Here is a 26,349-nt window from a genome sequence, read left to right as displayed (position 1 = left end):
TACTCTTTAGTATCGGACATAGTGGTGATTTAGTTTAGTAGCCAATTGATTAGGCTTATTTATCTTAAAACATCCTAAATTTTGTTTGTTTAATGATTTATAGGCATGTATTTACGTGACGCTACGTGAAATATGAGAAATTTTGTGAGTATTTGTAGGTAAAATTCACAGAGAGTCATCAGAAATTTTGACAAACTATTTGTTTAATATATGAGTCAGATTCGTGAAATATGAACATATGATAATTGAAATTGTTTTTAATCGACTTTTCGTTTTTTACCACTTTCAGCGCGCATTTTATTTTCTGATTGTACATAAATGGTATCTGTCGTAGCCATGCTTGCATGACCTAAATCTTCAGATAAATCTTTCAAAGCACGACCACGTTCAATTTCCATACTAGCACCAGTATGTCTTAGCCAATGTGTTGTTGCTTCTTTTAATTTTAATGCTTTATTTTCACCTGACGCTTGTTTCATTTTTAAATAAGCTTGGTCAAATACATCTTGCACTAAACGTCTTAAATGACGTGAACTCATACCGCCTTGACCACGTATTTTTTCAACTAGCACATTATTCTCTCCACTTGATGGTAAGCCAGAAAGTCCGCGGGATAATCTATAACGTTGTAAAAAAGGTAAAAAGTCTGGTGGTACCGTGGTATCTCTTAGTTTTCGGCCTTTACCATAAATTTTTAACCACCAGTTTTCATCTTCATCTTGCCAAAAATGTCCCATAACTGGTGACCAAGTTTCTCGCTCAGAAAGCTCTGAAACCCTTAAAAATAGTGTTTTTAGCGCAGCGATGACAAATAAATTACGTTCATAAATTTCGTCTTCATTTGCCAGTTCAATGGCGGTATCGAGTAAATATTGCCATTGTTCAGCCGTTAAACGTTTTATTTCTTTTACTTGGGCATCATTGATGAAATGTTTACAGTCTTTTTTTGCAATTTGAGCCGGGTTTCCATAGCAAAATTCCTCACCCATCAAATAGTTATAAAAAACGATAATGCCGGTAAAACTAGACGTTAACGTTTGCTGAGATGGCCGATATTTCTTTTTGTCTATGTCTTTAATTTGCTGGCTTTTAGGTGCTTGTATTTTAAATGGCCGCCAAGATTCGTTGACCTGGAAATAAGCATTTTGTAACTTAAATCGTTCTTGGTTGCTCGAACCTATCCAAGCAACTGGGGGCTTCCAGCAGAAATCAGCATAGTCTAAAATGTCAGATTTTCGGTATTCATCAATTGGCGATTGCTTTATGAGAAAAGCCCAAAGAAGAAACTTCTCAACTTCGTTTCTAAAGCGATCATAAGTATGAACTGATTTATTACGGCCGGTATATTCAAGAAATGATTTTCCCCATTGCCATAACGTTAAACGCCAAGGCTGACTTGGATCATTTACAAATTGTGATAATTGAGGATAATCAGAAAAATCGAGTTCTATTAATTCATTATAAGTTGGGAATAAAGGAATTAATTTCAACGTAGCCATGAATACTCTCTATTTATGATCCATCAAGTAAATAAGCACTATTTTAAATATGATATTGGATGGCAGGCTTTAATAATTTTAGTGATAAACTATTATTTTATTGCGGGAATTTGTCTTTAAGTAACTCCCACAATATATAAGCGCCCTTTTTAAATTCCGAGCTCTTGACACCAACGACTTGCTTCAACAAATTCTTTGTGGATAAACTCAGCGTCTAAAGAATATGCTGTGATAAGTGGCTCAATATTGTCTTCTGTGCCAGTAATATAATTTGTGGTTAATACTAATAACTCACCTAATAAACCATCATGATTGACAAGCGCTTTTTCTATCGGTGAAGCTAAAGGCATTGTTTTAACAATTTCATTAATTGGCATACTTAAAATCACTTCTATCGCACTTAATAAACCGGTGATAAAGGCAAAATCACTTATTTCAGCAAATGCTTTTTGGGTGGCAATTGCCGTCATTAATTTTGCGGTGATTAATGCTTGTTTTGAAACTTCATTCGTTTTATCAGAAGTTAATTTTGATAAAGCAAGTATAGTGACAAATTGCTTAAGTTTATCTTCACCTAAATAAGCAGTTGCTTGTTTTAAAGAGGTAATTTCAACTCTGGTACTTGTCGCGACATTGTTGACCATCTTCAATAAGCCAACAGTTAAGTTAATGTCGTGACTAATAATTTCAGCAATAGCATCGTAATTTAATGGGATGTTAAATGTTTCACTGATCAAGTTTAACATTTGCGTTTTAATAGGCGCCAAGGTTTGCCCTTCTAAAATTTCGGGCTCATGATAGAAAAATCCTTGGTAATAATTAAAGCCAACTTCAGCCAAAGATTGAAGCTGATAGTTTGTTTCAACTTTCTCTGCGGCTAATTTAATATTATAAGGTTTAATACGCTCAACTATCGGTTGTAAACGTTTAGGGTTAATTGTTTCAATATCAATTTTAATTATTGAAAGATAAGGAAATAAAGCATCCCATTTAATATCTAGATCGTATTCTGTTAACGCAATTTTATAACCTTTTTCGCTGTAATATTTCACAATTTTAATTAAGCGATCAGTTGCCGTGATATGGCCAACTAATTCTATAACAATAGATTCGCGATCAAACATTAAAGGATATTTATTAATTAAACATTTTTCTGTGAAATTTATAAAAGCTAATTTACCTAAGCTTATTGCTTTTATATCACCTAACAAGTGATTTTGAATAACAAGCTTTGAACTAGCGACATCTTGATCAATTTCAGGAAATGAGTTTTCAGAGCTATCGCGAAAAAGTAGCTCATAACCGATGGTTTTTGAGTTTCGATCAAGAATCGCTTGACGAGCTATATAAGTACTATACATCTAATTAAATGGCTTCTAGTTATTATTAATAATTAATAGTTAAACATACCCTACTTTCCCTATAGAAATAAAGTATTAACTGCTAATAATAAGGGTTTTGTTAATTAATTTTGCTTTAGTCGCTAATTTTAAATTTTATCTTTTAAGATTAACTTTGATAACACAGTTGAATTGCTATCTACATGGCTTGTAACGGGTAACTCCAGTAAGGTTTCCATAAGTGAATATATATGGATATTTTCAAAAGCATTGATCGTTAAACCATTTTTTATATCGGGGCCTTGAGCAATAAAAATTGCCGATAATTCTGGATGATTAATCGCATCATAGCCATGTGTTGCCGAGCTAGTATAGCCGATTTCGTCTTTAAATATGGTGGGTGGTAAGGCATTAACAATCATGTCAGGAATAACAGCATTTTTGTCGTTTAAGTGCCAATGTTTAGGAAAATCTGATTGCTTAAAAACTTGATAATGTTGTTTTTCAGGAATAGAGATTAAATGTGATCGGACATCGTTTAATAACTTTTCATCATCTTCGTAAATATATAGTTGAGTTTGACCATTAACCACATGTAATTGTGGGAAGTTTGAAAGTAAATTTTCTCGAAGAATAATTCGTTGCTTATCTATGGGTGTCATACCGTGATCAGACACTAAAAGAATATTGGGCGTAACTTTAGTCTCTACGGTAATTTTTTCAATTAACTTCCCAATTAAACTATCAATTTCCTTTATTGCATTGGCAAGTTCTTTAGCGTCTGGGCCAAATTTATGACCTGCATCGTCTATCGTTGAAAAATAGCCGGCAATAAATCCTGGTCTTTGCGGTTCTGGGAGTTTTAACCAGTCAACAATTTGATTTATTCTATTTATATTGGGTTCGCTGTGTTTATATTTAAAATAGTAACTAGGTAAAACCCCGTCGGCTTTAGTTTCTGATTCAGGCCAAAAATATATCGCAGATTTAACGCCTTGTTGTTCGGCAACTGTCCAAATAGGTTTAGCGGTAAGCCAGGTTGAATTGTTTTTTCCTGCGCCTAAAGAGTATTGTTTTTTTAGCTCTCGATGGTAAAAACTATTATGAACAATGCCGTGATTTGCCGGATACATTCCTGTCACAATGGAAAGGTGATTTGGAAACGTTTTAGAAGGAAATACGGGTGTTAAACCTTTTGCCATAACACCTTTATTAGCGAGAGATAGTATATTTTTAGGTTTGTATTGCGCTAAATAATCATGTGAAAATCCGTCAATAGATAATAATATTAGCGGATTATTCGCAAAACAATTTGTCGATAAGGTTAACAAACAAATAATAATGAAACGATTCATTACTCTTCCTTTTGATTTATTAAAATTTAGTTCCTAGAACTAAAAAAGCACAATAACTTAGCTATTGTGCTTTAATTTATCGCTTAAATAGAGTTTAAACAAATAAATCTTTGATATTGGCAAGATCTGTTTTGCCAGAAAGTAATTCTTCTTGCGTTAAGCCAGAAAGTTCATGCGGAAAAACTAACCATTCTTCAGATTCATGGACATAATAGTCAGGTTTAATATCTACCTTTGAATTTTTTGGTTTATACCATGGACATGCGATGCGAACATCTGTCGGCATGTTTTTTCTAGTTAATAATTTTAATTGAGTGATCAAAGCTTCGATACTTCGACCTGAGTCGAACACATCATCGACAATGAGTAAGCCGTCATCAGCATTCGCATTTTCAATAATATAATGTAAACCGTGTACTTTTATTTCTTTACTTTGTTGATTAATACCGTAATAAGAAGAAGTACGCACAGCAATATGATCAGTATCTACTTTCTTAAAATCAAAAAACTCTTGTACTGCAATGCCAATAGGTGCCCCACCACGCCAAATACCAACAATAAACTGAGGTCTAAAACCATCTTCATATACTTTTGCAGCAACACGAAATGAGTCTTCTAAAAGCTCTTGTGCTGTAATGAAACGCTTTTGCATTTTCAAATATCCAATAACTAATGTTCAAAATTTTTATCATTATAACGTGCTTTGGCATTAAAAGTTAATGGTAGGATGTGTTTAAATTATTTGATCGATAAATAAAAGCTGCTGAAAAATAGCATTTGATGAGTTTATGAATAATTGGTGATTGGTCTTTGAAAACACATCATTTTCACTATGGTAATTATGGTGAGTTCCAACACCATAATAGATAAAAGGCACCCCTTTTTTATGAAAACTGCCATGATCGCTAGCGAGTAGCCAATTAATCCGTTTATTTAATGTATGTCTATTTCTGGTGAACCCTTTAACTATCGGCAATTGTTCATAGAGATGATTATTATTAAACTTATCTACGGTGTGTTGAGGAAATAGCTCATTTAATCCTCGATATACATAGTGAAGTTTTTTACTGGTTTTACTACCGGCTAACATATCAATATTAATATTTAACTTAATACGAGTGAGTAAAGTTAAATTATCGTCGACGAAAGCTTTACTTCCCTTTAAACCTTGTTCTTCTGCATCAGTAAATAATAGGATTACATTATGTTTTATAGGTTGCTTAACTAATAACTCACTTATGCCAAGAAGTGCAGAAACGCCAGAGGCATTATCGTCTGCACCATTATATATTTTGTTTCCTTTTTTGCCTAAATGATCGAAATGCGCACTAAGTACTATATAGTCACTACTTTTATTACTACCTTCAATAAAAGCAACAACATTACTTCCTGTTTTTTCACCAAACGAGCTTGAATATTTGAAAGGATGAATGAATTTCCCTTTAAATGGTTGCACAGAATATTGGGTTAACTGTTCAATAATATATTGTTGAGCTTGGATATTGTGCTTAGTTGAAGTTTTTCTCCCTTGAAAAGTGTCTGAGGATAAAATTTTTAAATGTTGCAGTAACTTATTTGGCTCAAGGGTAATAAACAATGTTTGTTTAATGCTTTTCTCAGCGCTTGTTGATTGACAAGCGCCTAATAAAATGGACATAGAACTTAGTATGCTAACTAAATAAATAAAACGTTTAATTGTGAAGCTCCAGATCTTTTAAAAAGTTTAATTTTGCTAGGTATTGAGATTCAATAGCAGTCGTTCGATTATAAGCAAGTGCTTTATTCATGGCACTTTCAGCACGTTTTATTTGATTCAATGCATAATAAACTTTTGCAATGCCAAAATAAAATTCATGGACTTTATTATCCATACGAATCGCGCGTTTATAATGTTTGATTGCCTTGTCATTTTCGCCTCGATAAAAAGCTTCGTCGGCTAATAACGCATGGTAATAAGGATTCGTAATTCTTTTATTATGTAATTGTTGTTCTATTTCACGAGCTTTCTCGAATTCTTTATTACTTTCTAATAAGAAAGATAAATTAGTCAGCGCTGTTAAATTATCGCTGTCTAAATTTATGGCATGTATGTAGGATTTTTCAGCATAATCATTAATGCCATTTAGTTTATATAAAATGCCTAAATTTCCCCAAGCTGAAGAAAAGGATGGATCAACAAGCGTAGCTTTTTTCAAGTATTTATATGCAAGTGTGTAGTTTTTATCAACCAGTGCATGCCCGCCTTTATTATTGTAAAACATCGCTAAAACGGTATTTTTATCAATCACTTTTTTTGGAAATGATTTTTTGTACACATCTGGATCGAAATCGATTTGTAATAACTCTCTTCCGTAAACGATGGTTTTATTTGGTACTCGCGCTTCCGTTAATATTAAATTTACATGACCTGTTAACATATTGTATTGACCATTTCTCACCCAATACTCAGGTACTTCTACATCTTGAAATTTTACGTCTAATCTGGCTTCTTTAGCTAAAGCATAAGCCATAATTGTCAGCGACATACAATTTGCAGTTTGACTATGATACGCCTCACTAGCCGTTAAATTAGCCGCACTTTGGTAAGCTAAGTCTATATTTTCTTTTGCAAAAATGTGTCTTAATAAGCGTTTGGCTCTTTTTTTAGGCTCACGAATCGTTAAAAGTTTCTCATTAACCATCAATTTCATTTCGTCATCAAGCGCGAATATTTCTTCTTCAGTCTCTATGGCTTCGTCTGAGTCATGATCAAATTTATTATCTAAATATAAGGCCGTATAAATAGGAGCTTTTTCGATGTTTGCGGTAGTAGATTGGCATGAAACAAGGAAAATACTAATGATGACAACCAAAGATCTGATATAAATTAAGTTAAGCATAAAACCTCCATAGGATTTCTCACTAAGTTAATGGCTTACTCTATTAACTATATATTAACCTTTTAAGTTTTGTTTATTTTCTGGCCATTATTCATAGTTTATTACAATTTAAATCATATAAAAAAAGCCTATTAACGGCTGGTTAATAGGCTTAAATAATGTGTACGGTTTAAAAATATTAGTTGTTTAATGTTCTGATATTAACAAAGTAATACCTTAAACATCACAATAATTAGCTTAAAGGTTTTTATTCGCTGTCATAACAATCATTGGTGTAAAACGCTGCATAAGCAAGGGTAAAAAGTGTTGATATAAATGCCAACGCACCAAAGATTAGATTAAAGAATAAGCTTGCATCATTAGTAAAAGAGAGAACGGTGAAGATAATAAAAGCTAATGATAATGGCGCGTTGAATAATAAATTAAAGAAATTTTTGTTTTTGAATACTTTATCGGCTTTCTCTGCATGATGGTCGTTTGTATAATACGCAGCATATGCAAGCGTACTCAAAGAGAAGTATATTGCCATCCCAATAAATATTAATTTAAATATAAATATACCTGATGACATCACAGAATTGGCTGCTATGATCACAAAAAAGATAGCAAGTGGTGCTGTTACTAATGCACGAAACAAGTTTTCATTTTCTATCCCTTCAACATTATTTGCATTCGCCATAAAACTTCCCCTTATTAATTATTATCATTTATGGTTTAAATACCTACACTAGTCGGTTGATATTTATACAATAACACTAACTATTTATTCTTGTAATTACAACCTTTTGTATGAGTTAGCATTTATTATTAATAAGAAGACGTTTTAACACATGTAATTTTTATTGCCGACAAGGTACTCAACATTATTAAAGTCGGGCGCAGGACACTGTTGTGCATTTTCAAGTTTTAAATACTTTTGAAAACTTTCAGATAAAAATAACTTTGTTTGACAATGTACCGATTGGGACTCATATCGGTAAACGGCTAGCATTTTTTTTGGCTGCCCGTTTTGATTAAAGACATCAGTTAACGATTGTTTAAGCTCACAAAGTGTTAATTGTGAAATATTAGCATCACCTAAATTTACGCAGAACCATGTATTTATCTTCATAAAATCAACACTATTACCGCAATTGTTATCAATATGTCATATTAAGTATTAACGAATCATAGAGAATAAATACAATGTCGTTAACTAAACTTAACTAAATTGATAAAGTGACTTAACCTAACAAATTTGATAACTCTGCTAATGAGTCAACAATCGCTTGTGGTTGAAACTCACTTAATGCTTGACGATCATGCACTCCAAACGTTACTCCAATACGATCGACATTAGCATTTTTGGCCATCAACATATCGTGAGTAGTATCACCAATCATCACGGCTTCACTCGCATCGATATTTAATTCCGCTAAAATTTGATTGATCATATCGGGATCTGGTTTCGATTTACATTCTTTTGCACATCGCGAAGTATGGAAATAATGCTTAGTATTGGATAATTCAAACACTCTTTCTAAACCATCTCTACCTTTACCCGTTGCAACAGCTAAGTATTTTCCTTGTGCTAATAAATGAGTAAATAATTGTTCCGCATCAGGAAATAAAGGAGATGGTGTTTCATCAATCTCAATATAATGCTTTTTATAATTTACTCGCAAAGCTTCAGCTTGTTCAGCAGTACAGTGTGGAAACAATTGTCTTGTCGCTTCAGGAATACTTAAACCAATAATTTGCTTTACATGATTTGGCGTCGGTACTGGTAAATCAACGACTTTTGCCGCTGAACGCATGGATGAGACTATGCGATCAACGGAATCCATTACTGTGCCATCCCAATCAAATATAATAACTTTATAGTGATTCATTTAGCTTCAGCCTATTGTTCTTTTTTTAATTGAGTTAAGAGTTTTTCTAGTGATGGTTCAAGTGGGGCTTCAATTTTTAAGCGTTGTTCAGTAAGAGGATGAGTAAACTCAATGCTCGCAGCATGTAAAAATAAGCGTTTTAAACCTTTAGCTTTCATATCAGCATCGAAATCAGGATGACCATATTTTGCGTCACTTGCAATGGGATGGCCTTTACATTGACAATGCACACGAATTTGATGAGTTCGACCAGTTACTGGAAATGCTCTTACTAAAGTAGCGCCTTGAAAGTGTTGTAACACTTTATAGCGTGTTTCAGATTCTTTGCCATTAATATTATCAACAATAACAACTCGTTCGCCTGATTTTAAATCATTTTTCTTCAACGACTCAGTCACTTTCGTGAGTTTAGCCGACCAACGACCTTTAACAAGCGCATGGTAAAACTTCTGAACTTTTTTATTTCTTAATTGCTCATGCAAGTTTCTTAGCGCTGAACGTTTTTTAGCGACGACTAAGCAGCCAGAGGTATCTCTGTCTAAACGATGAACCAATTCTAGCATTCTTGCATCGGGTCTGAGAGCTCTTAACGCTTCAATCAAACCAAAGCTAAGGCCACTCCCTCCGTGAACTGCCATACCAGAGGGTTTATTGATAACAATGAGCCTGTCATCTTCAAATAAAATTTGTTTCTCTAAATTAGCAACGACATTTAATTGCGTTGAAACGGTATTGGTATTTTCAGAAACCCGAATTGGGGCAATACGAAGAATATCTTCATTAACCAATTTATATTCGGGTTTACAACGTTTTTTATTGACACGGATCTCCCCTTTACGCAACAGTTTATAGATCATGCTTTTCGGCACACCTTTTAGCGTTTTGAGGAGAAAATTGTCGATTCTTTGTCCAGCATCTTCACTGTCAACAGTGATAAATCTGACTTTGGGTTTATTACTTTCATTCATAGGCGGGAGTTTATCACACTTTTTTACGGTTTCAGCTAAATAAACTAACGATTTTATTGCGTTTTTCATAAAAAGAATGGGATAATAGATAAGTTGTATTATAATTAATCTTGCAACACAGTAATGGAAGCTTTTAGCGAAACGTAAGAGGCGAATTGCGGCCACATTAATAGGCATTACGACAAAAATGACTTATTAACAGAACGGCCAATTGCGAAAATGACTTAAATATCATGTCAAATAGAACGCATAAACAATTTTGTCCAGCGAGAATAAAGCACTTTTTAAATAAGAATTGATAACTTTTACCTTTTTCAAATGATAGCGACACTTAAGAAAAGTCTTAAGCTGATTATCACTAAGTAAACAGTTATCAAAAGAGCACAGCACGCTTGCTGAGCACATAAAGAATACACAAACAGTAAGGTAAGCCTTATTGTAATAGTTACAATCAGAAATTTTTAGCAGCTTATTGCGTAATATGGCGCAATAATAATGACACCCGAGAGGCTGACAAATCGCTGTTACCTTAGCGACAGATTGCTTTGTGCACTAAGCAAATAGTGTGTTGTGACATAATTGAGTCACAAAAACTATGAAACGTATGTTAATCAATGCTACACAATCAGAAGAATTGCGTGTAGCGCTTGTTGATGGTCAACAACTTTATGATCTAGATATAGAAAGTCCAGGTCACGAACAAAAAAAAGCTAATATCTACAAAGCAAAAATCACCCGTATCGAGCCGTCTTTAGAGGCAGCTTTTGTTGATTACGGTGCTGAACGTCACGGTTTCTTACCAATGAAAGAAATCGCTCGCGAATACTTCCCTAAAGGTTATACATTCCAAGGCCGACCTAACATTAAAGATGTGTTAAAAGAAGGCCAAGAAGTTATTGTCCAAATTGATAAAGAAGAACGTGGCCAAAAAGGCGCAGCGTTAACAACCTTTATTAGTTTAGCCGGTAGCTATTTAGTGCTAATGCCAAATAATCCTCGTGCTGGTGGCATATCACGTCGAATCGAAGGTGACGAACGTACTGATTTAAAAGCCTCATTAAATAAATTATCTCTACCAAAAGGCATGGGCTTAATTGTACGAACTGCTGGTGTTGGTAAAGATTATGATGAATTAGAATGGGATTTAAATCTGTTATTAGACTATTGGCAGCGTATAGAAACTGCTTCTCAAAGTCGCCCTGCTCCGTTTTTAATTCACCAAGAAAGTAATGTTATTGTACGTGCCATTCGTGATTATTTACGCCGAGATATTGGTGAAGTACTTATCGATCGCCCAAAAACTTACGAAAGTGTAAAACAGCGTATTGAAGTGATGCGCCCCGACTTTTTAAGTAAAATTAAACTTTACGATAATGACGTGCCGTTATTCACGCATTATCAAATTGAAACACAAATAGAATCAGCATTTCAACGTGAAGTTCGTTTACCTTCAGGTGGTTCTATTGTAATCGACCCTACCGAAGCTATGACTTCGATTGATATCAACTCTGCCCGCGCCACGAAAGGTAGCGATATCGAAGAAACGGCCTTTAATACCAATTTAGAAGCTGCTGACGAAATCGCCCGTCAATTACGTTTACGTGATTTAGGTGGTTTAGTGGTTATTGACTTTATTGATATGACACCAGTTCGTCATCAACGTGAAGTTGAAAACCGTATGCGCGATGCAGTAAAACCAGATCGTGCTCGTATCCAGTTAGGCCGTATTTCTCGATTTGGTCTTTTAGAAATGTCTCGCCAACGTTTACGCCCTTCTATTGGTGAAACTAGCCAAGGTGTTTGTCCTCGTTGTAATGGTACAGGTCATGTCCGCGGCGTAGAGTCATTGGCATTATCAGTGCTTCGATTAATGGAAGAAGAAGCGATAAAAGACAACACGCAACAAGTACAAGCACAAGTACCTGTACCAGTTGCTACATACCTATTAAATGAAAAGCGTCGTTCTGTCTTTCACGTAGAAAAACATCATGGTGTGAGAGTATTAATTATACCTAACCCAAATATGGATACGCCACAATATGAAGTGGTACGTGTTCGTAAAGATGAGTCTGTTGAAGAAGCAAGCTATCTTGTGAAAGTACAAGAAGCAACCGCTGAAGAAGCGGTTATGCCGAAGTTTGACCATACAGCAGTAAAAAAAGATGAACCTCTTTTACAAGGCATGTCGGCGCCTAAACAAGCACCAACAACACAAAAAGCTGAAGTTAAAAAAGAAGCTGTGAAGTCTGAAGGATTATTCGCTGGGTTAACTAAATGGTTAAAATCTATCTTTACTGAAGAAGTTAAAGAAGATAAACCTAAAGCGAAAAAATCTAACGAACAGAATAAAGGCCGTAATCAAGAACGTCGTCCTCAACGTAATCGTAATAGTCAACGTCGTAATAATAGACATGACAATAAAAACGATAAACGCACTGATAAACGTACTGCAAAAGATCAACAAGAGACGAATGAAGGTCAAAGCAAGCCGAATCGTAAACCTCAAGTTGCTCGCAATCAAAAGCCAAAAGAAGAGAAAGTCGCTGAACGTCGTCAACGTAGAAATAACCGTAAAAAAGTTCGTGTAACCGAAGATAAAGCGCCAGTAAAAGCAAATGATAATACTGCGCCACAATCGGAAGTTACTGCGAAAGAAGTAGCCGTTCAATCGAATGAACAGCAAGATGTTTCAAACGTAGTGAAGTCAGACAAGCCAGCTCGTGATGAACAACGTCCTAGAAATAGACGTTCTCCACGTCATCTTCGCTCTCATGGTCAACGTCGTCGTCAAAACAATGAAGTTAAAGACGGTACTGAGTCTAATAACTTTGAAAGCAATGTTGATCCAATTGAAACGCGTTATCCAGAAAGTGAAACTGCACCAGTGCAAGCTTCAAATTCAACAGAAGTTCAACAAGATTTACCGTTTGAACCAGCGATTGAAAAAGTTGAAACTAAAGCTGAACAAGTTACTCCTATCATTGAAACGACGGAAACCATTGTTGAAGAGTCAAGTGATACAGCAAATACTCAAGGTGACATGTTAACGGAGCAAGCTTCTGACAGCTTAACGACGGAAAATGTTGTTACTGAAAGTACAGAGGAAGCAAAAGCAGAACCGGAAACACTATCGGCTGAAACTGCACAAGAAAATGTTGAAACTAAAGCTGCATCTACTCAGCCAGAAACTGTTGAAAAAGCCAAGGTAGAAACTGTTGTAGAGACAAAAGCTGATTCTGAATCAGAAGCAGAAGCAGAATCTGTCAAAACCGATGAGCCTGTTGAAACTGCAAATTCTGAACAAGCCCAAGTAAATACTATTGAGGTTGAAAAAGCGGATACTAACGTTGCAAATAATAAAGCAACGCCAGCTAAAGCACCGGCTAAGTTAAAGAAAATAACCAAGAAAGTGAGAATACAACACCGCTCTTCTTCGGATATGGCTAAACCTGAAACCATAAATACCGTGAATGAAATTCCTCGAGAATTTTATACTAATGAAGATCGTAAAGCGGCACTTATTTCTGGTCGAATGGCCATGGTTTCACATGTTGTTAATAGAAGCGCTGCTGGGCCCACTAAGCCTTAACACCTACTTAATAACATTAAACACAACTAAAAGCGGATGAAGTTTATACCTTATCCGCTTTTTTATTAACGTAAAAAAGCAAAATTTTGCAGCGAGGCGTTTTATATCGTTAAGCCAAAATTAATTATTTAAAGTGAAAATGGAGCCTGATTAATCGCTTTTTCGATTGGGATATTGGGATAATAATTATCTTTTAATGCATGAATAAACTTTAAGGTTTTAAATGCATCAAACCAAACAAACAATTGTTTATTGAATTGTTTTTCACTCATTTCCTTTTGTTTTTCGACAAAGGGTTCAAAACCAATCATTTTTAATGCACATTCAATATCATCAGCACAGAAGTTATACCAAGGTAAAAGATTATTTCGATATTGATGTAAGCTTGAAAAATTGCTCAGCACTGTTTTTAAACGTTCAAAAACTAAAGGATGATAATAGTGATAACTTTCATCTTTTTCTGATAATTCAACTATTTGTTTAACCGCAGGTCCGGTACCAAAAGGAACACGATCTGACATTCTCGCTTCAAGTTTAAGTACACAACTTTTTAACCAAAGAATATCGCCTAGTTTAGCGAGTTTATTTAATAAGTAAAAATCTTCCCCGGCACTTCGTTTTGGAAAACCACGAACAGCAACATACGCCTGTGCCCTAAAAGCTAACACACTGCCAATAGTAAAATAATTATAAGGAGAGTTAGCGTAACTTAACCCTGCAACGTAATAACGTAACGCTTGCTCATAAATAGCATTGGCATGTTCAATCGTTTTATCATCACAGGTATGGGTAAAGTTATAACAAGCAGCGACACTGGACTTGGTTTGATTTTCAACTAAACAGGTAAAGTAACTGTCTGGTAGTTTAGTATCGGCATCGCTTGAATGTAACCAAACAGATGAAATGATGTTTTGAGAAATTAACGCACAAGCGATATCAGCACCAATTTTTCTAGCTAGTCCTACGCCTTGTTTATCTGGTAAAGGGGCTGTAAAACGATCAATAAGTAATATTGACGAGTTACTATCAAAAATGTCAACCAAGGTTAAATTGTTCTCTTGCCAAATCACTTTACCTTGATTTAACCCATGTTGATAAAGCGCCGTTTGCATAGATAGGTTATTTTCGTATTCAGGTTGATTGATCACGATAATAAGCAATACGTTTTGATGGACTAATTTTGATTGAATAAAGGCGTCAATAAAACTGGGGTTTTCTTTATAAGCCGGAATAATGAGTGTATGCGAATAACTATTGTGCTGAGGAAAAGTTGCAAGTAAGTTAACTTCATCCTCAGCATAGTTTGTTAAGTATTTATCAAAGTTATTCATCTAAACTGCTTCCTAAAAAGAACGAAAACGTTGATACATAGCACTTTGTATCACTTCGACTATTTTCAATGAAATAAGAGCAATTAAGATTTAACACAATTATTGATTAATGTAAGGCTGCACGAAACGGTAATTTTGCGCAAATTTCACCTTCCGCCACTAGAATTTCTTCCAATCGAATATCCACTTCAGCTTTGTCAAAATATTCATACGCAAGTTCAACAAAAAGATTTTTATGTTTTTCTTCTGATTTGGCAATCGCAACATAAAAGTCTTTTTCTTTTCCTTCTGGCAAAGCTTGGGCAACCAATGAAAAACGTTCATGACCTCGCGCTTCAATGACGCCAGCTACTAGTAATCGATCCATAAAAAACACTTCTTTGCCATGGCGAAAAAGCGATCTAATTTCTTTGATATAGATGTCTTTTGAATCGTTAGCTAGTTGAATATCTTTCGCTTGCATAAGTTTGAGTACTTGCTTGAAATGGATTAACTCTTCTATAGCGAGGTCCGCCATCGCTCTAACAAGAGTCTTACGATCTGGATAATGTGACAACATAGTGATCGCCATTCCCGAAGCTTTCTTTTCTGCTGCGGCATGATCTTTTAGAAATTCATTAAAATCTGCCATTACTGCTTCTGTCCATTCAAATGGCGTATTGTATTTCAACTCAAACATTATTTAATAAAACCTACACTTTAATCATATAAGCAGACATTTTATCAATGAAAGCTTTTATGACAAAGTGTTAGTTAATTTTTCTTTGTTTAAATTTAAAACCCATTACGATTGGAAAGGTTAACTTTTAACAGTAATGCAGTTAATAATAATATAAACAGCGTATAAACTCCCCCGCCGCTACTGGATTTCTCAGGATCGACAGTTTTCGCTACTTCACTATTTGGTATTAAGGCTACAACACCGGGATCGTCGATAACACCATTGGCTACACCATCGGCATCATTAGCACCACCATCTTCTATGGTTAAACGAATACAGACATCACCTTCATTTAATCCTTGCTGATAACTACTATTATCTGCAAAAGGACAAACGCCATTGACTAACGGACTCGATGAAATTGAATTTTCACTATTTTCAACAAAGTTTTGCCAACCATTATCGGCAGAGAATTTACGATACACCGCATTACTCGGAATAGCTTCTGTTAAGGGTATAGTCACCGAAACAGTGCGACCAAATGGTACGATTTTATCAATGATGAAATCAAAATATCCACCGATATGAGTCAAGTTATCAGCCGTAATAAGTTGTGTATTTTCAATTTCTAATGGTGATAATTGTACGCCATCAGAAAACTGTAATTTAGCATATTTTCCAAGCCCTAGACGCAAGCCAGGTTCTGTTTCAATGATTTTAGTTTGGGCAGCATTTACATGTAAGGGTTGCATATAAGCGATGATAGAATTATCCATAAAGGCTGGAATCCCATCACCGTCTTGGTCGGAAAATCCTTCAATGTTATCAGCAATACCATCTAAATCAGTATCTGTGGAATCTAATCTTGCTCGTTGGTCAAATAAAGCAAGATCAACGAACTGTTGTTGGCTAAGCTCACCTGTTCCACTGTCAGTAATAGTCACAGAAAATGACATTAAGTTATGGACATCTTCAGGAAAAACAACTTTTTCTGGATCAATATAAACGCTCAATTGATTAGCACTTATTTCAGCATTTAGATAATCTGGAATATCCCAGCTGATAATATGTTTATCCGTGGTATTGGCATCATCAATTGATAATTGAATGTGCGCCTCGCCTAAGTTTTTAACAATAGAAGAAACTTGTTCGCCTTGTTGAAACACACTAATAGTGGATAAAGGGGCAATATTATCTTCAGAAATAAAAATAGTATGTTGCTTATTATTGGCACTATTAACACTGGAACTAAAGGTAACGATTAATTCTTCTTGTCCTTCTTGTTGGTTGTCTTGTCTTATATAAAGCTCGACAAAACCGCTGACTCCAGATTCTATAACAACTTTTTGTTCATCTATTTGGTAATCAAAACTATCAACATCACCCGTAATGCTAAAAGGTATCTCTAAAGGATATTTTGGCGATTGACCGGATAATTCAACATTAATTTTTACCACACTCCCTTCTGCAGAGATTTGTTGTTTGGCAAAACTCACCAACGGAGCAAAATTTACGGCTTGTTTTACTGTTGCGATATTGCCGGCAAGATCTTCTGTACGCCAGGTGATCAAATTCTCACCTGATTGGAAGTTGGCGACGCCATTTTCAAAGCCAAGTGGCAGTATTTCGCAACAATTTGGTCCATCTTTACCGTCATAAGCAGTTATTTGAGTAAGAGACAGCAAAGTTTCTAACGTCAACTGCGTATAGGTATGTTCGGCATTAATATTAATGGCAACAGGTGTGGTTAGCTCTGGTGCATAATCATCTACTAACGGATTGGTATGATTGGCTTGTTCTTCATGATTTAATACGCCATCGCCATCAGAATCTAAGCTAGCATCCGTTGCATTACGAGGATTCAAACCATACAGCACTTCAAACTCATCACTCATGCCATCATTATCATCGTCGAGATCGGCGTTATCACCTAAGCCATCGCCATCTGCGTCAAAAGCCTCGTTAGAATTTAAAGGGAATTCATCAATAAAATCTAAATAACCATCGTTATCATCATCAATGTCATTGACGTTGCCAATACCATCACCATCTGTATCTAAATATTCGGTAGTATCAAAAGGGAAAGCATCTTCTTCATCTAAAACGCCATCATTGTCATCATCACTATCGGCATTGTTCCCGATACCGTCGATGTCATTATCATGCCATTCCAGTTTATTCAGTGGGAATAAATCTGCGCTATCAAGATAACCATCATTGTCGTCATCAATATCAATGTTATTACCTAAACTATCGCCATCTGTATCTAACCATTCACTGCTATCGAAAGGAAATACATCTGATGAATCTAATACACCATCATTATCGTCGTCAGCATCGGCATTATCCCCGACACCATCGCCATCAAAGTCATACCATTCCAAATTATTTAACGGAAAGATATCGTCTGAATCAATATAACCATCGTTATCATCGTCATTGTCAGTATTATTACCTAAACCGTCGTTGTCAGTATCAAGCCATTCACTGCTATCAAAAATAAAATCATCATTTGAATCAATAACACCGTCATTGTCATCGTCTGCATCAGCATTATCTCCTAACCCATCGCGATCAAAATCATCGGTTTCATTAGGATCTAAAGGAAATAAGTCATTGGCGTCGTTAACACCATCTCCATCATCATCCAGATCATCAATGTTAGCAATGCCATCGCCATCAGTGTCGGTGGTTCTTAACATATCTAATGGCTCAGGATCATTGACATCTAAAATTCCATCACCATCATCATCGTCATCTTCGTTATTGCCACGACCATCTCCATCGGTGTCTATATATTCTGATGCTCTTAAAGGAAAGGCATCATCACCGTCTAAATGACCGTCTCCGTCATCGTCAGTATCGGCATTGTTACCAATACCGTCACCATCGGTATCTAAATATTCATTAGCGTCCAAAGGAAAGGCATCATTACCATCAGCAATACCATCATTATCGTCGTCATTGTCAGCATTATTGCCAATACCATCACCATCAGTATCTAGATATTCGGCAGGATCAAGTGGGAAGGCATCATCAGCATCTAAAATGGTGTCGTTATCATCATCGGTATCGGCATTATTACCAACGCCATCGCTATCGCTGTCTAGCCATTCATTGGGATCATCACGAAAAATATCTATGGCGTCAGCAAAACCATCGCCGTCATTATCACTGTCAGCATTATCTCCTAAACCGTCACCATCTAGATCAACACTTTCTAAATTATCAAGTGGAAACGCGTCATTTGCATCTAATACACCATCGTTATCGTCATCGGGATCGGCATTATTACCAATACCATCGCTGTCTGTATCAATTTGCTCTAAAGGATCTTTTGGTAAATCATCATAAATATCAATTACGCCGTCACCATCGTCGTCATTATCTGCAATATCACCAATACCATCACTGTCAGTATCTTCAAACTCTGAAGCATTTAATGGAAAAGCATCAAAGATATCTAATGTGCCATCATTATCGTCATCGGTGTCTTCATTATCATCGAGACAATCACCATCAAAATCTAACCAACGTGTAGCATCTTCAGGAAAAGGGTCATGAAAATCGACAACAGGATCACCGTCGTTATTATCATCAAGATTATCAGCAATGCCGTCACCGTCATCATCAGTATCGGCATTGTTACCAATACCGTCTAAGTCAGTGTCGTACCATTCGGTAATATCATTGGGGAATATATCAAAGCTATCGTCATAACCATCACCGTCAGCATCGTTTATCGGTGCAGGAACAGGACAAGCAGCAGCAAGGGCTGTATGGCTATGAAGACAAATAGCATTGATTAAAATAAAAGCAGCAATTTTGGATTTAGACGGCATAAACTTTCCTACAGTTGCATTACTGACAATAGTGTTGGGATAACGTATTTATTATAGTTTAGGATTTAAAAATTCATTAATAACCAAACTGATTACCGAACTTATAGGTAAAGCCCAAATATAGCGTGGTGATATCTTCAAACTCACTAAAACTGGGGTGATACTTAAAACCAAGGTTTACCGCGGTATTTTTACTCATATCATAATGCACGTTAAAGCCAAGCATGGCGTTAATATCATTAGATTCACTAAAATACTTTTCTTCATTTAATTCAGGCCAAACAAATTTATTTTCGGTTAATGCCATGGTGGCACCAATTTGGTATTCAAAAGTGAAATTTTTCATCGTTTGGTTATAGGTTCTAGGTTTATATCGATAACTGATAATGGCGTCGACTGTATCTACTTTAAAAAATAAGTCACTTTGATTCCATTCTACTTTTACATCATCTAAATAGCTGTATCCGAGGTTCCAATAAAAATGACTTCCTTTACTAATAGTGTCAGAAATCGTAAAAGAAATACCTTGAGTGTTTGATTCACTACCCTGATGTAATGAAAAATTAGTTTCTATCGCCTGGCTTGGTAAAGCCATGAAGCTACACATGGCTAACACTTGAAAAGGTTTTGTAACTAACATTTGTTTTTTAGCAGTCATATTTTTCACTCATCTGTCAATTTTTTAACGAGGCTTGTTTATCGTAAACAAATGCAATTATTACACCATTTTTATCCTACCTTAACTACAGTATTAAATTAATTACCCTAAACCAGATTGAAGTAATCGCTATCTAGATAGCGCTTATTGTATGAGTTAACATCTGCTTGATTTGTTTAACGATAGAAGCGGACTTTTTAGGCTGATAAGCTTTGATTTTCGGAGTATGTATATGACCTACAGGCAAAACTGGATTTATTGTATTACGTAAAATGATACTGCGATAAGAAATTTCATTTGATAAATAACCGCCGCCGCTTCCTTGAACGGATGTTTCTGTTTTTAAATCACTTAATGCTTGCGCGTTAAACTTTTTAGTTAGTGTAGTTACCGCGTTATTGTTATTAATGTTGAATTGACCGGTTGCCTTTTGCATAGCCGTAACCGGTAAACTAAATTCTACGAATTCATCTAACGGCAAATTATTGCCTTTAAACGATGGGATTAATGGTTTCTCTGGCGTTGCACCAGTAAAAACATTTAAATTATCAGGAGCTTGAGCACTTCTTCGTAGTCCTGGAAATCGTTCTAAATCAAAATCCTCACGACCCATACTAATCGTTATGATCATATCAACTTGTCGATAATAAGGCGCAAGCAAGGTCTCGATCATTCCTTGGTCAAAATCGGCAAAACGTACCGGCACTATTAAAGCTTCTATTTCAGCGCTTTTACCATCACGACTGATCACTAAATCATCTAACGCTAGGGCGGCAACACCAGAAGGATTACTTTGATCAATGTTTTTATCAAGAAAGAAGGGATCAAAGCCAGTAATCAGAATTTTTTTATCGGTACCTTTATCAAACTTAACATCGTTTTTACCACGAGAAAGTAATTCTAATTGCCACAGTAAACTTTGCTGTTGCATGGGTAATAATTGCTGAAATGCAGTACTTAACTGCAATGCTTCTCTCATTTGTAAACGGGACCAATATAAAGATCGGTCATCAAAACGCCCTACTTCATCAAATGACTTAACCGCTTCTTGCCAGAGTTTTTCACCGTGTCGAATTGTTAATTGAGTCAATGCCGTTAAATTTCTGGCTTGATTAATTTGCGTACGATATTGTTCAACGCGACTTGTTAATGATTCAAAAACGTGCGGCATCTGTTGTTTTGCTTTTTCAATTCTTAATTCTTCAACATTGAGTAGGCTTTTATCAACCTCATTTGCTTGAGCAAAAGTTGCTAAGTTTACTGGAATTAGCATTAACGTAGAGATTATCAAGTTAGCTTTCAAACAAAGTTTCATTATTATTGTTCTCATTAAATGTAATTTTGATATTAAAGATTTAGTGTTTATTCAATCACTTGGTTAATATCTATAATAGTAGACACAATGAGATGTTAACACCCTTATAATGACAATAACCTAAAAATAATAAATCATTCTATAACCTAGAGAATAAACAATAATTAGAGTAATAACTCATCAAAGGCGTGTTTTTAAAGGGATTGACTATAGCCCTTTAAAAATGTAGCAATCAATACATGTAATTTTATTACAAAAAGTTAAAATTAACGCTTGATTTTTATTTTGATGCTGTCAAAGTGTCTGCAACAGTTAAGTTTCACTTACTGTTGTTTTTGTCGTTATTATTTCCACCTTTATGAAAATAGCACGCACTTAACAACCCTTTAGCTGTCCACAATCAATTTTTAAAATTGTATAAATCAAAACTATATTAAGGAGTAGCGCTTCAATGTGTTCGATATTTGGTATATTAGATATAAAATCAGGGGCTGAAACTTTACGCCCAAAAGCTTTAGAATATTCTCGTTTATTACGTCACCGTGGTCCAGATTGGTCTGGCATTTATCAAAATGATAATGCAATCTTAGTGCATGAACGTCTTTCAATTGTTGACACAGAACATGGTGCTCAACCTTTATATAACGCAAACAAATCTCATGTTTTAGCCGTGAATGGTGAAATTTATAACCATAAAACACTCGCTAAAGCCTTAACCGTTGATTACCAATTTCAAACAGGCTCTGACTGTGAAGTAATTTTACCTTTGTATGAAGAATTTGGTACTGAGTTTGTTGATAAGCTACAAGGCATGTTTGCTTTTTGTCTTTATAACGCTAACGACAATAGTTATTTAATTGCACGTGACCATATTGGTATTATCCCGCTTTACACTGGCTATGATGCTGATGGTAACTTTTATGTTGCATCAGAAATGAAAGCGTTAATGCCGATTTGTAAAACGGTAGAAGAATTCCCTCCCGGGCATATTCTTGATAGTAAAGTTGGTAAAGTGCAAAAGTACTATAAACGTAACTGGCACAAATACGATGCTATTAAAGATAACACTACAAGCACTACTAAGATCCGTGAAGCGCTAGAAGAGTCGGTAAAAAGTCACTTAATGACGGATGTACCCTATGGTGTTTTGCTTTCTGGCGGTTTAGATTCTTCACTTATTTCAGCTATTACCCAAAAATTTGCTTCTCGTCGTATTGAAGATAACGATTTAGCTGAAGCTTGGTGGCCAAAAGTTCACTCTTTTGCTTGTGGGTTAGCAGGCTCACCAGATTTAGTAGCAGCACAAACCGTTGCTGATAGTATTGGTACAATACATCACAGTGTTATTTTTACCGAACAAGAAGGTATAGATGCACTTAAGGAAGTAATTTATCACCTTGAAACTTATGACGTAACAACTATTCGTGCTTCTACCCCAATGTATTTAATGGCTCGAAAAATAAAAGCCATGGGGATTAAAATGGTACTTTCAGGTGAAGGCGCAGATGAGATCTTTGGTGGATATTTATATTTCCACAAAGCACCTAACGCACAAGAATTTCATGAAGAATTAAACCGTAAACTTGATCGCTTACATAAGTTTGATTGTTTACGTGCTAATAAGTCGATGTCGGCTTGGGGGATCGAAGCTCGCGTACCATTCTTAGACAAAAACTTTATGGATGTTGCCATGCGAATTAACCCACAAGATAAAATGTGTGGTAACGGTAAAATGGAAAAAGCCATTTTGCGTGAATCTTTTGAAGGTTATTTACCTAAAGAAATTTTATGGCGTCAAAAAGAACAGTTTTCTGATGGCGTAGGTTATAACTGGATTGACGGGTTAAAAGCTTTTATCGATACGCAAGTAACAGATCAACAACTTGAAAGCGCAGCTTATAAATTCCCGGTAAACACACCAGACAGCAAAGAAGCGTACTTTTACCGTTGTGTCTTTGAAGAAAAATACCCACTACCAAGCGCGGCAGATTGTGTGATTGGTGGAAAATCTGTAGCCTGTAGTACCCAAGAAGCGTTGGCATGGGATGAAAGCTTTAAAAATAACGCTGATCCGTCAGGCCGTGCTGTACTGAGCGTACATAACGAAAGTTATTAAACTTTTCCCCTCACTTAACAAACAGAAAGTAAAAAACCGATGAATATGCTTATTCATCGGTTTTTTTTATAAAATATACCAGCTTTTTAGCAATAACTTGTTAAATGTTACGTCATTTTGTTTTAAAGTTACCTATTAGCTGTTTAATTTTCATATAGGTATTATTTTGTCTAATCGTGTAGAACCTGAGATCCCAACCATTACTTTAGATCAAGATCAATTGAAAAGCGTGAATCCTTCACGTTCAACTCAATCGAAGAACAGTAAACAACTAGATAAAACGGACCAGCAGCAAAGCAAGTCATCGCCGGTAAATATTTTTCTAACTGTGATTATTTATTTTGCCTTAGCAGGGGCATCTTGGTTTTTTTATCAAGAAAATTTAAAGTTACAGCAATTAATTGGCGAGTCTGAAAACCGAATTCAGCAATTAGAGAATCAACTTTCTGCCACCGGCGAAGAAATGGGTGAGTCAACCATTGCCTTAAAAGTAAAGCTTGAAGCGATTAGTGAAAAAACCGAAAAGCTTTGGGATGAAATGGATAAACTTTGGGCATCAGCGTGGCGTAAAAATCAAAGTGAAATTAAAGCGCTTAGATCAACGAGTATCAAGCAAGACAGCTTAATTAAAAACCAAAGCCAAGAGATCAGTAAAGCAAACACTTCAATTAATAATGTTAGTGATAAACTCACCTCAGCAGAATTTAATATTACCGCTTTAGCAGATCAAATATCAGCGGCGAATAATTTACAGCCGAAAATTGCAGAGCTAAATTCACTTATCTCGACACTTGAAGAGAAATCATCAGGTAGAGACAACCAACAAATGGAAATTGCCACCACTGTCAATCAGCTTGAGATATCTATTACGCTATTAATAGAACGTTTAGAAAAAATCGAAAAAGCAAACCAAGCACAACAAAGTGTAAGCCCTGCTTTATAAAATTCTAAAATTTATCATAATAACTCACTGAAATTGTCAGTTGAGCTATCAATAAAAGCCTGTTACCCATGTAACGGGCTTTTCTATGATGGCGGTAAGAAAAGGCTTGAACTCTGGTTAAAGGTATTCTGCTACAAACCCTGAATTTAATTAAAGCTTAGAAAGCAAAAAGCCCGTGACTTTCGTAACGGGCTTTTCTAAATATGGCAGTAAGATAAAGGCTTGAACTCTACTCGAAGGATTAACGCTACAAACCCTGTAGTTAATTAAGCAAATTTAAAACGAAAAAAAACCGCGACTAATTAAAGATGCGGTTTCTTAGAATATGGCGGTGAGATAGAGATTTGAACTCTAGAAGGGCTACAAACCCTTGCCGGTTTTCAAGACCGGTGCTTTCGACCACTCAGCCATCTCACCAGATATCTTTAGGCGCTTGCCTTAAGACGAGGCGAATATTAAAGTGTCATTAATCGCTTGTAAAGTATTAATTTGCTAAAAATGTTTGATTGCTAAAAAATTAATCACTTTGCCTGTCATTCAACCATTTAGAGAATAATATGACTAAAAATGAGCCCTGTAGATGTCCTTGGTTAGATACCTCAAAACCTGATTATGTGAAGTATCATGATGAAGAATGGGGAGTGCCTGTTTATGATGATCAAAAATTATTTGAATATTTAACACTTGAGTCAGCACAAGCCGGTTTGAGCTGGTACACCATTTTAAAAAGACGTGAAGGTTATCGAAAAGCGTTTGCAAATTTTGATGTAAATATAGTGGCACAATATGATGACGCTAAATTTGAAGAGTTATTATTGAATAAAGATATCATTAGAAACCGTTTAAAAATTAACGCGGCTATTAACAATGCACAACGCTTTATTGAAATACAAAAAGAATTTGGTAGTTTCAGTGAATATATGTGGGGTTTTGTTAATCACAAAACCATCGTTAATGAGATAAGCACACCAGAAGATTATCAAGCAACAAGTCCTGAATCTGATGCTTTTTGCAAAGATTTAAAAAAACGAGGCTTTAAATTCGTCGGTTCGACTATTTGCTACGCTCATATGCAAGCCTGCGGTATGGTAAATGACCATAGTTTGTCTTGTTACAAACGATCACAAATAATATCTGAATTTCATCAACAAAAAGCATAGTATTTTACAATTCACGTGTCATAATATGTCAAAGGTAATAAATGAAAAGTTGCTTTGCACTTGAACTTCTCAATAAAAGCCTTATCTTACAAATATAACTAAAGTTCTTAGAGGAATGTTTATGCAATCTAATATGAGTTTTCAAACAGCGAGCAAAAGCTCAGCAATTGAAATCAATAAAGTGTTAAAGAATACCTACATGTTGTTATCAATGACATTAGCATTTAGTGCCGTTACAGCAGGTATTTCAATGTCTATGGGCTTGTCTCATATGGCAGGGTTAATTATGACCCTTGTCGCTTTTGTTTTATTATTTGTGGTTCATAAGCAAGCAGATAAAGCGAGTGGCATATTTTGGATATTTGCTTTTACCGGTTTAATGGGCGCCTCTCTTGGGCCAATGTTAAATTATTATGCAGCAATGCCAAGTGGTCCTTCTTTAATAATGCAAGCATTAGGTGGTACAGCATTAATATTTTTTGCTTTATCAGGTTATGCATTAACAAGTAAAAAAGACTTCTCATTTATGGGTGGTTTTTTGATGGTAGGTTTAATTGTTGCAATTATCGCTTCTATTGCTAACATATTTTTCGCTATCCCTGCACTATCGTTAGCGGTTAGCGCAGCTATTATCATGATCATGTCAGGTTTAATTTTATTTGATACCAGCCGTATTATTCACGGTGGTGAAACTAACTACATTAGAGCGACAGTATCTTTATACTTAAATATCTATAATATCTTTGTTCATTTATTACATTTATTAGGTGTATTTGGTAGCGATGATTAATCTCTGCTAAAAATTCAGATATAATATAAAGC

General features: G+C 35.4%; 20 protein-coding genes and 1 tRNA gene. 5 read left to right on the top strand and 16 right to left on the bottom strand.

The genetic code is table 11. The features are described from left to right. Positions 1 to 257: 257 nt before the first annotated feature. The 10 genes from Q4493_RS14300 to rluC all read right to left on the bottom strand — a co-directional run bounded on the left by Q4493_RS14300 (position 258) and on the right by rluC (position 9,912). Entirely contained in the window at positions 258 to 1,499 is a 1,242-nt protein-coding gene (locus Q4493_RS14300) for a tyrosine-type recombinase/integrase (RefSeq protein WP_303453949.1), read from the bottom strand. Positions 1,500 to 1,648: 149 nt separating this feature from the next. Next, positions 1,649 to 2,860 (bottom strand): EAL and HDOD domain-containing protein, encoded by a 1,212-nt coding sequence (locus tag Q4493_RS14295; RefSeq protein ID WP_303453946.1) that lies wholly within the window; start codon positions 2,858 to 2,860, stop codon positions 1,649 to 1,651. A 128-nt stretch (positions 2,861 to 2,988) separates the two neighbouring features. Beyond that, entirely contained in the window at positions 2,989 to 4,194 is a 1,206-nt protein-coding gene (locus Q4493_RS14290) for an ectonucleotide pyrophosphatase/phosphodiesterase (RefSeq protein ID WP_303453943.1), read from the bottom strand. 94 nt (positions 4,195 to 4,288) lie between these two features. Next, complete coding sequence (locus Q4493_RS14285; RefSeq protein WP_303453941.1) at positions 4,289 to 4,846, bottom strand: phosphoribosyltransferase; 558 nt, start codon at positions 4,844 to 4,846, stop codon at positions 4,289 to 4,291. A gap of 81 nt (positions 4,847 to 4,927) precedes the next feature. Further along, a complete protein-coding gene (locus tag Q4493_RS14280; protein WP_303453938.1) occupies positions 4,928 to 5,851 on the bottom strand; it encodes a M20/M25/M40 family metallo-hydrolase in 924 nt (307 codons plus the stop codon). 34 nt (positions 5,852 to 5,885) lie between these two features. Further along, positions 5,886 to 7,073, bottom strand: a complete 1,188-nt coding sequence (locus tag Q4493_RS14275; protein WP_303453935.1) for a tetratricopeptide repeat protein — start codon at positions 7,071 to 7,073, stop codon at positions 5,886 to 5,888. Between the two features lie 247 nt (positions 7,074 to 7,320). Then, complete coding sequence (locus Q4493_RS14270; protein WP_303453932.1) at positions 7,321 to 7,752, bottom strand: hypothetical protein; 432 nt, start codon at positions 7,750 to 7,752, stop codon at positions 7,321 to 7,323. Positions 7,753 to 7,896: 144 nt separating this feature from the next. Next, positions 7,897 to 8,184 carry a hypothetical protein gene (locus Q4493_RS14265; RefSeq protein ID WP_303453928.1) on the bottom strand — a complete coding sequence of 96 codons (288 nt, stop codon included), beginning with the start codon at positions 8,182 to 8,184 and terminating at the stop codon, positions 7,897 to 7,899. Between the two features lie 112 nt (positions 8,185 to 8,296). Further along, positions 8,297 to 8,944, bottom strand: a complete 648-nt coding sequence (locus Q4493_RS14260; RefSeq protein ID WP_303453926.1) for an HAD-IA family hydrolase — start codon at positions 8,942 to 8,944, stop codon at positions 8,297 to 8,299. 11 nt (positions 8,945 to 8,955) lie between these two features. Then, entirely contained in the window at positions 8,956 to 9,912 is a 957-nt protein-coding gene (rluC, locus tag Q4493_RS14255; protein ID WP_303454138.1) for a 23S rRNA pseudouridine(955/2504/2580) synthase RluC, read from the bottom strand. Between the two features lie 595 nt (positions 9,913 to 10,507). Between rluC and rne the strand changes: the two genes are divergently transcribed. Next, a complete protein-coding gene (gene rne / locus Q4493_RS14250) occupies positions 10,508 to 13,501 on the top strand; it encodes a ribonuclease E (RefSeq protein WP_303453924.1) in 2,994 nt (997 codons plus the stop codon). Positions 13,502 to 13,629: 128 nt separating this feature from the next. Here the strand turns inward: rne and Q4493_RS14245 are convergent, their stop codons facing one another. The 5 genes from Q4493_RS14245 to Q4493_RS14225 all read right to left on the bottom strand — a co-directional run bounded on the left by Q4493_RS14245 (position 13,630) and on the right by Q4493_RS14225 (position 21,308). After that, a complete protein-coding gene (locus Q4493_RS14245) occupies positions 13,630 to 14,832 on the bottom strand; it encodes a hypothetical protein (protein ID WP_303453921.1) in 1,203 nt (400 codons plus the stop codon). 106 nt (positions 14,833 to 14,938) lie between these two features. Then, the gene (locus Q4493_RS14240) at positions 14,939 to 15,511 is read right to left on the bottom strand and encodes a tRNA-(ms[2]io[6]A)-hydroxylase (RefSeq protein WP_303453919.1); all 573 of its coding nucleotides are present in this window, start codon (positions 15,509 to 15,511) and stop codon (positions 14,939 to 14,941) included. 95 nt (positions 15,512 to 15,606) lie between these two features. Beyond that, complete coding sequence (locus Q4493_RS14235) at positions 15,607 to 19,335, bottom strand: choice-of-anchor U domain-containing protein (RefSeq protein ID WP_303453914.1); 3,729 nt, start codon at positions 19,333 to 19,335, stop codon at positions 15,607 to 15,609. Positions 19,336 to 19,411: 76 nt separating this feature from the next. Further along, positions 19,412 to 19,993: a hypothetical protein gene (locus Q4493_RS14230; protein WP_303453911.1), complete on the bottom strand. Its 582-nt coding sequence runs from the start codon at positions 19,991 to 19,993 to the stop codon at positions 19,412 to 19,414. Between the two features lie 133 nt (positions 19,994 to 20,126). After that, entirely contained in the window at positions 20,127 to 21,308 is a 1,182-nt protein-coding gene (locus Q4493_RS14225; RefSeq protein WP_303453909.1) for a hypothetical protein, read from the bottom strand. A gap of 451 nt (positions 21,309 to 21,759) precedes the next feature. On the opposite strand from Q4493_RS14225, the gene asnB reads away from it, so the two are divergent. Both asnB and Q4493_RS14215 read left to right on the top strand, forming a co-directional pair. Further along, a complete protein-coding gene (gene asnB, locus Q4493_RS14220; RefSeq protein ID WP_303453907.1) occupies positions 21,760 to 23,424 on the top strand; it encodes an asparagine synthase B in 1,665 nt (554 codons plus the stop codon). 166 nt (positions 23,425 to 23,590) lie between these two features. Next, positions 23,591 to 24,367 (top strand): hypothetical protein, encoded by a 777-nt coding sequence (locus Q4493_RS14215; RefSeq protein ID WP_303453905.1) that lies wholly within the window; start codon positions 23,591 to 23,593, stop codon positions 24,365 to 24,367. Between the two features lie 326 nt (positions 24,368 to 24,693). Here Q4493_RS14215 and Q4493_RS14210 read toward each other — a convergent pair. After that, positions 24,694 to 24,784: transfer RNA gene (locus Q4493_RS14210), tRNA-Ser, on the bottom strand. A 140-nt stretch (positions 24,785 to 24,924) separates the two neighbouring features. Here Q4493_RS14210 and Q4493_RS14205 point away from each other — a divergent pair. Further along, the gene (locus Q4493_RS14205; RefSeq protein ID WP_303453903.1) at positions 24,925 to 25,527 is read left to right on the top strand and encodes a DNA-3-methyladenine glycosylase I; all 603 of its coding nucleotides are present in this window, start codon (positions 24,925 to 24,927) and stop codon (positions 25,525 to 25,527) included. 121 nt (positions 25,528 to 25,648) lie between these two features. Then, complete coding sequence (locus Q4493_RS14200) at positions 25,649 to 26,317, top strand: Bax inhibitor-1/YccA family protein (protein WP_303453901.1); 669 nt, start codon at positions 25,649 to 25,651, stop codon at positions 26,315 to 26,317. Positions 26,318 to 26,349 lie beyond the last annotated feature (32 nt).

This window comes from Colwellia sp. 1_MG-2023, from assembly GCF_030546755.1.
Taxonomy (GTDB): domain Bacteria; phylum Pseudomonadota; class Gammaproteobacteria; order Enterobacterales; family Alteromonadaceae; genus Thalassotalea_H.
The sequence above is the reverse complement of the archived record's forward strand: the minus strand, read 5'-3'. Positions and strand labels throughout refer to the sequence as shown.